This window comes from uncultured Winogradskyella sp. (genome assembly GCF_947501905.1).
GTDB lineage: Bacteria > Bacteroidota > Bacteroidia > Flavobacteriales > Flavobacteriaceae > Winogradskyella.
In genome coordinates, this window is record NZ_CANMXL010000003.1 from 499,813 (window position 1) to 511,519 (window position 11,707).

At 33.6% G+C, this 11,707-nt stretch carries 9 protein-coding genes; 6 read left to right on the forward strand and 3 right to left on the reverse strand.

Annotated features, from left to right (window positions below; translation table 11 throughout):
• Positions 1-130: 130 nt before the first annotated feature.
• Entirely contained in the window at positions 131-2,791 is a 2,661-nt protein-coding gene (locus Q0770_RS09140) for a DUF5916 domain-containing protein (protein WP_299116190.1), read from the forward strand.
• 2 nt (positions 2,792-2,793) lie between these two features.
• Here Q0770_RS09140 and Q0770_RS09145 read toward each other — a convergent pair whose 3' ends face one another.
• Complete coding sequence (locus tag Q0770_RS09145; protein ID WP_299116192.1) at positions 2,794-3,750, reverse strand: L-threonylcarbamoyladenylate synthase; 957 nt, start codon at positions 3,748-3,750, stop codon at positions 2,794-2,796.
• 36 nt (positions 3,751-3,786) lie between these two features.
• Positions 3,787-6,648, reverse strand: a complete 2,862-nt coding sequence (gene polA, locus Q0770_RS09150) for a DNA polymerase I (protein ID WP_299116193.1) — start codon at positions 6,646-6,648, stop codon at positions 3,787-3,789.
• An 89-nt stretch (positions 6,649-6,737) separates the two neighbouring features.
• Here polA and Q0770_RS09155 point away from each other — a divergent pair, with 89 nt between their 5' ends.
• The 5 genes from Q0770_RS09155 to Q0770_RS09175 all read left to right on the forward strand — a co-directional run bounded on the left by Q0770_RS09155 (position 6,738) and on the right by Q0770_RS09175 (position 10,827).
• A complete protein-coding gene (locus Q0770_RS09155) occupies positions 6,738-7,667 on the forward strand; it encodes an isoaspartyl peptidase/L-asparaginase family protein (protein WP_299116194.1) in 930 nt (309 codons plus the stop codon).
• Positions 7,667-8,488, forward strand: coding sequence for a GNAT family N-acetyltransferase (locus Q0770_RS09160; protein ID WP_299116195.1), 822 nt, complete (start codon positions 7,667-7,669; stop codon positions 8,486-8,488). Before Q0770_RS09155 ends, Q0770_RS09160 begins: the two co-directional genes overlap by 1 nt.
• A 1-nt stretch (position 8,489) precedes the next feature.
• Complete coding sequence (locus tag Q0770_RS09165; protein ID WP_299116197.1) at positions 8,490-9,614, forward strand: helix-turn-helix domain-containing protein; 1,125 nt, start codon at positions 8,490-8,492, stop codon at positions 9,612-9,614.
• A gap of 99 nt (positions 9,615-9,713) precedes the next feature.
• On the forward strand, positions 9,714-10,295 hold the full coding sequence (locus Q0770_RS09170; RefSeq protein WP_299116199.1) for a YceI family protein: 582 nt from the start codon (positions 9,714-9,716) through the stop codon (positions 10,293-10,295).
• 16 nt (positions 10,296-10,311) lie between these two features.
• Positions 10,312-10,827, forward strand: coding sequence for a YceI family protein (locus tag Q0770_RS09175; RefSeq protein ID WP_299116201.1), 516 nt, complete (start codon positions 10,312-10,314; stop codon positions 10,825-10,827).
• Here Q0770_RS09175 and Q0770_RS09180 read toward each other — a convergent pair.
• Positions 10,824-11,684, reverse strand: coding sequence for a cyanophycinase (locus Q0770_RS09180; RefSeq protein ID WP_299116203.1), 861 nt, complete (start codon positions 11,682-11,684; stop codon positions 10,824-10,826). The genes Q0770_RS09175 and Q0770_RS09180 overlap by 4 nt on opposite strands.
• Positions 11,685-11,707: the final 23 nt, after the last annotated feature.

The following is an 11,707-nucleotide window of genomic DNA, read 5'->3' on the forward strand; positions in this document are numbered from 1 at the left end:
CTTTTTTTCTAAATAATACTAAAAGGAAAGTATTCAATGAATCTGTAATAATAATTAATTTTAAGAAAAGTGTAACACTGGCACTCTAACAAAGTCTTTAACTTGTGCCTAACTATCAATCAATCAAAGAATGAAATCTATTTTAGTTTATGCTTTTATATGCATTTTATCTTTTACAATGCGTGCTCAAGAATCTGAAAGTACTAAAATCCCAAAACGAGTATACACAACAAAGCCTGTAAAGCAAAATCCACCCACCATAGATGGTGTTTTAAACGATGAAGCATGGAATGCAGTAGAATGGACAACAGATTATACAGAGTTTCAGCCAGATGTTGGTACACCACCTACTGAGCAAACTAAAATGAAGATAGTATATGATGACAAAAATCTTTATGTAGCCTTTAAGTGTTATCAAAAAGACCCAGGTACTATTGAGAAACGCATGGGACGCCGAGATGATTTTCCTGGAGATTGGGTTGAAATTAATTTAGGAAGCTATAATGATGACAGGACAGGATTCTCTTTCACTATTTCTGCTTCAGGTGTAAAAGGAGATGAATTTATTTCTAATAATGGAAATTTTGATTCTAGTTGGAATCCAATTTGGTACACAAATACAAATATCGACGAAGAAGGTTGGACAGCAGAAATGCGTATACCATTAAGTCAATTACGTTTTGGGAACGAGCAAGAACAAGTTTGGGGCTTACAGTCAACAAGACGTTATTTTAATAATGAAGAACGTTCTACGTGGCAACCGTTAGAAGCAAATCCTCCAGGTTGGGTAAGTGAGTTTGGAGAATTAAGAGGTCTTATTGGTCTTAAACCTCAAAAACAACTAGAAATTCAACCATATACCGTTGCACAATTAGATACCTACCAGGCAGAACCTGGCAATCCTTTTAGAGATGGTAGTGATGCTAAGATTACCGGAGGACTTGATGCTAAAATTGGGATTACAAACGATTTAACTTTAGACTTAACGATTAATCCAGATTTTGGACAAGTAGATGCTGACCCAGGCGCTATTGCCTTAGATGGATTCGAAATATTTTTTCAAGAACGTCGCCCATTTTTTGTAGAAAATAAAAATGTATTTGACTTTAGGCTTGGAGGTGGTGCTGATAATGTATTCTTTTCTCGTCGTATTGGGCGAACACCTCAAGGTTTTACAACAGCAGATAGAGATTTTGGAGAATATGAGGATATCCCTAATTTTAGCACTATTCTTGGTGCTGCAAAATTTAGTGGTAAAACTAAAGATGGTTGGGCCGTAGGAGTTTTGGAAAGTATTACGGCAAAAGAATATGCAGATATAGAGCTCGATGAAAGACCAGATGTTATTAACGGTTTGCCACAAGTAGGAGAAGAAAGAGAAGAATTGGTAGAGCCTTTTACCAATTATTTTGTAACACGTGTTCAAAAAGATTTTAATGATAGGAATAGTTATATAGGCGGAATATTTACAGCCACAAATAGGAATATAGAAGATAGTGTGAGCTTTTTACATAAATCTGCATATTCAGGAGGATTAGACTTTAGGCATAATTGGAAAGACAGGACATATTACCTTCAAGGAAATTTTACACTAAGTAATGTTAATGGAACACCTGAGGCTATCGCTAGAACACAAACATCAATTACACATTTATTTCAACGAGTAGATGCAAACCATGTAGATTTTGACCCAACAAGAACCTCATTAACAGGAACAGGTGGTCAATTAGAATTCGGAAAAGGTGGAAATGGAAATTGGAACTATAATATTGGCGCTAACTGGAAATCACCTGAATTAGAACTTAACGATATTGGTTTTTTACGGCAAGCAGATGACATACGTCAATATGCAAATGTGACACGATTATTTAATAAACCTACAAGTTGGTACCGAAGAGCTAATTTAAGAGCAAGTCTTACATCGGCTTACGATTTTCAGGGAAATTACAATAGAATACAATACGAAGGTCGTGGAGAGATTAATTATACCAACAACTGGTTTACAGAATTTGGTGGTGCTCACAAACCTCGGATTTTCACCAATTCATTTTTGCGTGGCGGGCCAAGATGGCGCTATAATGAGGAAAATTTCTATTACTTTTTTGCAGGGACTGACCAAAGAAAAAAACTGAGTGTTATTGCGGGTTATGTTAATTCTCAAGCCAAACAAGATAATTTTAGCTTAGATAGATTTGAGCTTCGATTTAGATATCAACCATTAAATGCACTAAGTCTTTCTCTAGAAACGCAATATGATAAAAACCCAAGTAAAACTCAGTATGTAACACAGCGTGATTTTGGAAATCAAAGACGTTATATTTTAGGTAATATTGATCAAGAAACTTTAAGTGCTACATTGAGAGTTAATTATAATATTAATCCAAATTTAACTATTCAATATTATGGGCAACCTTTTATTTTTAAAGCAGATTTTAGTAATTTCAATTTGGTAAATAATGCTACTGCAGAAGATTTAAATGACCGAATAACCTATTTTGACGACAATCAAATTTCTTTTGCAAATAATACTTATAGTATTGATGAGGATAGGAATGGTACTACGGATTATACATTTGGTAATCCTGATTTTGCTTTTGTACAATTTAGGTCTAATTTAGTTGTAAGATGGGAATATATACCTGGTTCAGAAATATTTTTGGTATGGTCTCAAGGCATAACAGGTCTTGGAGATGTAAATAATGATTTTGGAAGTATTATAGACAATCAACTACTCAATGCAAAGCCGGAAAACACATTTTTGATTAAAGCAACTTATAGATTTGTACTTTGATGTTACTTAGTGGCTCTCTCTAACCTATCATTTATAGACTTTCCTATGTTTTGATTTGGAAAGCGCTTAGCTATTATAATATCTAAATCTTTTTTGTCAAGTTGATGTAAAGCATCATAAAGATTTGAAGCAGCCTCAGACATGTCTGCAGATTCTGATAAGACAATCTGAAATTTCACATCTTCATGCTTTACTTTATTTTGAAAAGCTAAAATTCCAATTCTATGACCTAGATATTCTTTAATTGACTCTAGTATATTATCTGAAAGAATTGTCTTTGTTTTAGGGGCATAATGACGCGCTAACATTCCTGGTGCGTTTGGTGAGCTTTCCTTCTTATTCTTTATCTCAATTTTTCCAACGACTTTTTCAATAGCTTCAATAGGTGTTGAGCCAAGTCTATAAATAATAGGCTCTTCATTTTCAAAACCAATAATGGTAGATTCAATACCACTTTTACAAGCGCCTCCATCGAGTACCATTTTTATGTCGTTTTTAAAATAGTCTTCCACGTGCTTAGCTGTTGTTGGGCTAATTCGATTAAACGGATTTGCACTTGGAGCCGCTAAAGGAAAATCTAACCGTTTTAATAACTCCAATGTAGTTGGATGATTTGGTATACGAACTGCTACGGTATCTTTACCTGCTGTTATTAAATCAGGGATTACAGATTTCTTTTTCAATACCAGAGTTATTGGTCCAGGCCAAAAGGCATCAGCAAGTAATTTTGCTTTTTCTGGAATATGGCTTACAATTTTATCTAAGTAATAAATATTTGGTATATGGACAATCAGAGGATTAAAAAACGGTCGTTGTTTAGTTTCAAAAATAGAATTTATGGCTTTTTCACTAAAAATATTACCAGCCAAACCATAAACTGTCTCGGTAGGTATAGCCACTAATCCTTCTGCTTCTAAGACGGAAATTGCTTTTGATATGTCTTTTGAAATGATACTCATAAATAGAGCGCAAAGCTACTTCAAAAAAATGATGTTTTAATGCGCCTCTAACCAATTATCGCCAATGTCTAATTCAATATCTAACGGAACAGATAATTTATAAGCATTTTCCATCTCGGTTTTAATGAGCGATTTCATGTTTTCTAGTTCAGGTTTGTAGACATCAAACACCAATTCATCATGGACTTGCAACAACATTTTAGATTTGTAATCACTAGCTTTTAATTTTTGATGAATATTAATCATGGCAATTTTAATAATGTCTGCAGCACTACCTTGTATAGGCGCATTTACAGCATTACGTTCTGCCGCACCACGAACAACAGCGTTACGAGAATTAATATCTTTAAGATAACGACGACGCCCTAAAACAGTCTGCACATAACCATTGTCACGAGCAAAATCTACCTGTTTGCTCATATAAGCTTTAAGTTTTGGATATGTTTCGTAATAGGTGTCAATGAGTTCTTTGGCTTCACTTCGAGATAAATCTGTTTGGTTGCTTAATCCAAAGGCTGAAACCCCATAAATAATTCCAAAGTTTACAGTTTTGGCATTACCACGTTGCTCACGAGAAACTTCACTAATTGGCACATTAAACACTCTTGAAGCGGTTGAAGCATGAATATCCTCACCTTGTTTAAAGGCTTCAATCATGGTTTCCTCTTCGCTTAATGCTGCTATGATTCTTAATTCTATTTGACCATAATCGGCAGCGAGTAAAGTATAATCTTCATTTCTTGGGACAAATGCTTTGCGGACTTGTCGCCCACGTTCTGTACGGATTGGGATGTTCTGAAGATTTGGATTATTACTGCTCAAACGCCCAGTTGCGGCAACGGTTTGCATATAATCTGTATGCACACGGTTGGTGCTTTCTTCTACTTGAAGCGGTAAGGCATCGACATAAGTACTTTTTAATTTTGAAAGTCCACGGAAGTCCAAAACATCTCTAATAATCTGATGGTCTTTTGCCAAATAACTTAATACATCTTCGGCGGTAGAGTACTGCCCTGTTTTTGTCTTTTTAGGCTTATCTACCAATTTTAGTTTTTCAAATAAAATAACACCTAACTGTTTTGGAGACGCAATATTAAATTCTTCTCCAGCGGCATCATATATTCTTTTTTCAAGATTGGAGATGTCGTTATTTAATTCTTCTGATAATGAATTTAAAAAGTCTTTGTCTAAGTTGATGCCTTCCAATTCCATGTCTGCCAAAACACGTAGTAAAGGCAATTCTATATCATCAAATAATTGTTGCGTATTAGCCTCACCAAGTTCTTTCTCAAAATGCTCTTTGAGTTGAAGCGTAATGTCAGTATCTTCTACTGCATATTCAGTCTGTTTTTCTAAAGGGACATCTCGCATAGAAAGTTGATTCTTTCCTTTTTTACCAATAAGCTCTGTGATAGAGATTGGTGTGTAGTTGAGGTAAGTTTCTGCAAGAACATCCATATTATGGCGCATATCAGGATTAATGAGGTAATGTGCTAACATGGTGTCAAATAGTTTGCCTTTAACGTCGATATTATATTTTGCTAAAACCTTAATATCATATTTAAGATTTTGTCCAATTTTCTGAATATTTTCATTTTCAAAGAAAGGACGTAATTCTTCAATTAAATTCTGTGCATCATCTTTGTTTTCTGGAAAAGGAATGTAAAACCCTTTACCAACTTCCCATGAAAAGGCAATACCAACCAACTCTGCAGTTAATGGATTTAAGCCAGTAGTTTCAGTGTCAAAACAAACCGAGTTTTGATTCATCAAATTTTTGACAAATAGTTTTGTTGCCATGCCAGGTGCAACACTTTGATAAAAATGCGAAGTAGTTTCGGCAGTTTTTCTTGTATACTCTGAAACTATTTCATCATTTTGGTCGCTGAGCGTAGTCGAAGTACCACCAAATAGTGAAAATTGACCAGCTCCAGCAGATTTTTGTTCTTTTGGCGTAGTTTTAATTTCTGTTTTTACTTCGGTTGTTGTAGCAGTATTATTTGTAGTTGGCGTTTCTGTAGAAAATGTTTTTACAAAATTATCAGTCAATCGTCTAAACTCTAAGTTCTGAAATATCTCTTTTACTTTTTCAACATCTGGATGGTCTAGTTCAAAATCTTTGGCATCAAATTCAACGGGTACATCAAGCATAATTGTAGCTAATTTTTTTGAAAGCAAACCAAGTTCGCCATTAGCTTCAACTTTTTCTCTCATTTTCCCTTTGAGTTGGTCAGTATTTGCCAATAAGCCTTCCATGCTACCAAATTGCGCTAAAAATTTCTTCGCTGTTTTGTCTCCAACACCAGGTAATCCTGGAATATTGTCAGAAGCATCTCCCATCATGCCTAAGTAATCTATGACTTGTAATGGATCAGTAACTTCAAATTTTTTCTGTACTTCAGGAATGCCCCAAGTTTCATAACCACCACCAAACACTGGGCGATACATGAAAATATTATCTGAAACTAACTGTGCAAAATCTTTATCTGGTGTTACCATAAAAGTTTTATAACCTTCTTTTTCAGCTTTTTTTGCTAAGGTGCCAATAACGTCATCAGCTTCATAACCTTCTTTTACCATGATAGGGATATGCATGGCTTTAAGGATTTCATATATGTAGGGAACAGCTGTTTTTATACCTTCAGGAGTTTCATCTCTGTTAGCTTTGTATTCTTGGTACATTTCAACGCGGTCTGTACTACCACCTTTGTCAAAACAAACGGCTAAATGGTCAGGTCTTTCGCGCTTAATAACGTCTAGAAGGGAATTCATAAACCCCATAATAGCTGAGGTGTCTTCACCTTTAGAGTTTATTCTAGGGTTTTTTATAAAAGCGTAATACCCGCGAAAAATTAAGGCATAGGCATCAACTAAAAAGAGACGTTTTTGGTCTGACATGAAATTAAATTTTGAAGTCTATAAAACTACAAAAAGTTAGGGGTTTATTTGAAATGCAATTTGTAATTTTCCAGAATCAAATTTTAGATATGAAAACATTTTCAATAGCGATACACGGGGGTGCTGGTACTTTAGTAGAAGGCTTAATGACTAAAGAATTGGAACAAGAGTATAAAAGTGCTTTAAAAAATGCTAGAGAAGCTGGTTATAAAATCCTAGAGGATGGTAAATCTGCAATTGAAGCTGTTGAGGCAGCTGTTAAATTATTAGAAGATTCACCATTGTTTAATGCAGGAAAAGGATCAGTATTTACAGCGGAAGGCACCCACGAAATGGATGCTGCTATTATGGATGGTAAAACGCTAAATGCAGGAGCTGTGTCTTTAGTCACAGGAATTAAAAACCCTGTATCCTTAGCAAGAGATGTTATGGATAGAAGTTATCATGTGTTTTTGGCAGGAGAAGGCGCTATGACATTTGCCAAGAACCAAGGTTATGAAGTTGAAACTCCTGATTATTTTTATGATGAGGTACGTTATCAGCAATGGCAAGGGATAAAAGACAGTGATAATTTTCAATTAGATCATAGCGTAAAAAAGGATGGAAAATTCGGAACGGTTGGCGCAGTAGCTTGTGATCAAGATGGTAATATTGCAGCTGCAACTTCAACAGGCGGTATGACCAATAAAAAATGGGGACGCGTAGGAGACAGTCCAATGATTGGTGCTGGTAATTATGCCAATAACAAAACTTGTGCAGTAAGCTGTACAGGAAGTGGAGAATTCTTTATTAGAGGTGTAGTCGCTTACGATGTGTCTTGCTTAATGGAGCATAAGGGTTTGTCTCTAGAAGACGCATCAAACGAAGTGATTAATAAGCGTATATTAGAAATAAATGGTGATGGCGGTCTTATTGCTGTAGATACTAAAGGCAATATTGCTATGCCTTTTAATACTGAAGGAATGTATCGCGCTTGTAAATCATCTAACGGAAAAGAAGAAATTTCAATCTATAAATAGTGGTCGTTAAGCATTTAGGTAATACGGACTTTGATATTATTATGGAATGCTTCTTATCTGCATTCGAAAATTATTTTGTAAAAATGCCAACAAATCATGATTTTTATCGTGAACGTTGGAAAGCTGCAGGAGTAAGATATGATATGTCTTATGGAATGTTTGACAGCGATAGATTAGTTGGGTTTATAATAAACGCAATTGATGAGCGCCGAGGTTATTTAACAGCTTATAATTCTGGAACAGGAGTGATTCCAGAATATAGAGGAAAACGAATTGTAAAGTCTATTTATGATTATGCAATACCAGAATTAATTAAAAGCGGAGTTACAAAATGTCAACTAGAAGTTATAACCGAAAATGTAAAGGCAATTAAGTCTTATCAAGGTATAGGTTTTAAAATATGTAAGCATTTTAAGTGCTATAAAGGAATACTTTCAGCAGAAACTTATAATAATTATACATTAAAGCAAGTATTGCATCAAGATATAAATTGGAATGCCTTTCCAAATCAAAATTTATATTCTTGGGATAATCAAAAAGAGAGCTTAATAAAAGGGAATTATGAATATTATGAAGTACATGTTAAGGATAAATTGCAATCGTATTTTATAATGAATTCAAAAAGTGGATATATCGCTCAGTTTGAAGTTTTAGAAGATTCAGTTTTTCAATGGCAAAATCTATTTTTCGCAATACATTCTATTAATTCAGAAATCAGAATCAATAATGTTGATGATAAGTTAGTGAGTAAAGTAGAAGCTCTAGAATTAGCAGGTTTGCAGAATTCTGTAAATCAATATGAAATGGTGTTAAAATTATAAGATGATACTAGATATCTGGTCTATATTAATTATTGTTGTTGCTTTTCAAGGGCTGTTTTTATTATCAATTATTTTGTCAAATAGGCAAAATCGAGTTAAGAAGGGGAATATCTTCTTACTTTGGATTGTCATTGTACTCATTTGGTTTTTAATTGAATTTTTCTTCATTAGAAATAAGGTAAATTTCCAACTCAACATATTTTATGGAACACGTTATGGGTCATGGTTTTTGTTGGGACCATTGACTTATTTTTATTTTAAATCCATTACAAACTCTGACTGGTCATTTACTAAAAAACAATTACTTCACTTTTTACCTTTTGTCATTTTCGTTATTGTGATTCCTCTAATTTCATATAAAGCGATAAACGACCGACAAATAGATTATGGAATGCTATCGGTATTTGATTATAGAGAGAAACAACTAGCTACAATTCAATGGATATATTCTATTGTGTTTGTTTTACAGTTTGTGCATTTGGCATTCTTTCTTTTCAAAAATTTAAATCTAGTTCGCTTATATTCAAAAGGCTTAAGAAAAGAGTATTCTGTTATTGATGCTAAGGTGAAATGGTTACGATATTTCAATTTAACATTACTCATTCTTTTGGTGCTCTCTGCAATGTTTCTATATGTGTTATTGGTAACAGATATTTATAGAAGACATCTCGATTATATCTATGTACTACCAATAGGTGTTTTATTTTATTTCGTAAGTTTCAAGTTCTTTCGTGCGGATTGGGAACCCATTGAGACCAATGGAAAATATTCTGGTAGTACTTTGAAAGCTGATAAAATTTCCGAATACAAAGCAGCAATTAATCAATTAATGAGAGATGAAAAATTATACCTCAGCCCTGATTTACGATTACATCATGTAGCTAAAAAGCTAGATATAAGTAAGCATCATTTATCGCAAATTATTAATCAGCATTATAACGCATCGTTTTTTGATTTTATAAATCAATTTAGAATTAATGAGGCCAAGGCTATAATATCTGAGCATCCACAATATACCTTATTGCAAGTTGCCTTTGATTCTGGATTTAATAATAAAACATCTTTTGTAAATGCCTTCAAAAAATTTGAAAGCATGACACCTTCAAAATACAGAGATAGAATTTGAGTTTAATATTTTCATAAAAGAGAGCAACCTTTATAAAGGTTGTCGTGGTTTTTATTTTAGAATATTACTATTACGGTATTAATTTTAAAATCAAAATTTATGAAAATTCTTTTTACTTTTTTAGCTGTATTATTTCTGAGTAATTCTGAAATTAATGCTCAAAACTATGTTATTGATGCTGGTCACAGCAATGTTCAAATTAATGTCGAACGCTTTGGTGTAGTCGATGTGTCTGGACGTTTTAAAGCTGTTGAAGGTAATATTTATTATGATAAAGCTGATGCGCCTAAAACTAATGCAAATGCTATAATTAAAGTGGATAGTTATGATGCTAATAATATTGGAGGGGAAAGTGCAGTAAAAAGTAAAGCGTTTCTGGATGCCGATACTTATCCAGAGATTTTATTTAAAAGTACTAAAGCCATATCTAAGGGTGGTAATATGTATTTGGTTGGAGACTTAACAATACATGGTGTTACAAAAACAATAGAATTACCTTTTTCTATTAAAGGACCATTAATGGATTTACCTACACAAAAACAATCCATTGCATTTAATGCGTCTATAATAATTAATCGCCAAGATTATGGAATGACATTCGATAGAAAATTACCTAATGGAACTAGTTTAGTGGGTAATGATATAAAAGTTACACTGTCAATTTTAGCCATTGCAGAGTAATATAAAATGGTGTCTTTTGTTGACACTTTATCTCATCTTTGGACTTTCTTTAATGTGTAATGCTCAGATAAAGACTTACGCAATACATACTAATGCATCTAAAGTTGGGTTTAATGTATCGCATTTGGGTGTTTTAGATGTAGATGGCACATTTCAAGATTTTGAGGGTTCGGTAAGTTTTAAAAATGATGTTTTGGACACTATACATGCCAGTATAAGTGTTCAAAGCATTTCTACTAATGATGATTCTCGGGATAGAACTTTAGTCAGCGAATCTTATTTTAATATAAAATCTCACCCAACAATAAAATTCGAGTCAAATAAAATCGAAGTGTCATCTGGAGAAATAATTGGAAATTTGACTATTAAAAATGAAACAAGAAAGGTAGTTATAGTGTTTCAAATTTCCCAGACAAAACGGGAAATTAGCTTATCAACTCAAATCAGTAGAAAAGACTTTAAGTTAAAGTTTGGCGCGATGAATAGTTTAATAGGAGATATGGTTAAAATAAATGTCCTTATCAATTATTAAATAAACGGTGCTTCAATTGGTAGCACTTCAACTTTCTTCTTTTTAATATTAAAACGATCCCCATTAGAAAGAATATGAGTTTTTAAGTTGGTTAAAGACATTGGTGTGCCTTCCTCAAGAATATCATGGTTATTATGTTTTATTTTTCTGCCATCAAAAACAATAACCATACCTGAGCCAATAACCTCAAAACAGTTATTCTTAATAATTAAACCAGTGTCTTCTGCTAAACCAAGCCCAATAAGTTTTGGATGTTGAGCAACCGCTTCAGCAACACGACCAAATCTTCCTCTACGGATAAAATGTGTGTCAATAATTAATTCAGGAATAAGACTTAAACCCTTATACATTAAAACAGCTCCTTTAATAAACGATTCTGAAGCACTTCCTCCAGCTATCATTTCGTTTGCCATGGCCATAGCGCCAGCACTAGTGCCAGCGATAACAAAACCCTCTTCGTTTTTGTAGCGTTTTGCTAAGATTTTATGAATGGTGGTATTGCCTATTTTGTCTGTTATTTTAGATTGATTTCCTCCAGAAAACATCACACAATCAGCTTTACTAATAAGCTCAATTGAGTGTTTTGTTTCCGAGTCTTCTTTAGAACGGATATCTAAAATTTCTACGTTTTTGCATCCCAAAGTTGAAAAGGCTGTTAAATAACTTTCGCCAACTTCAACAGGAATACTTGATGCTGTTGGGATTACAACAATATTAGAATCTATACCACCTGCTTCTTTAACAACATGCGCCAATATTCCTTCTTCAATAAACTCTAAGGTATACATTTCATCTGCCTCAATACCTTTATCTTCATTTCCTCCAATTGGTATTAATATCCCTTTTGCTTTCTGCATAATTTTAATCTAAAAATATTGGG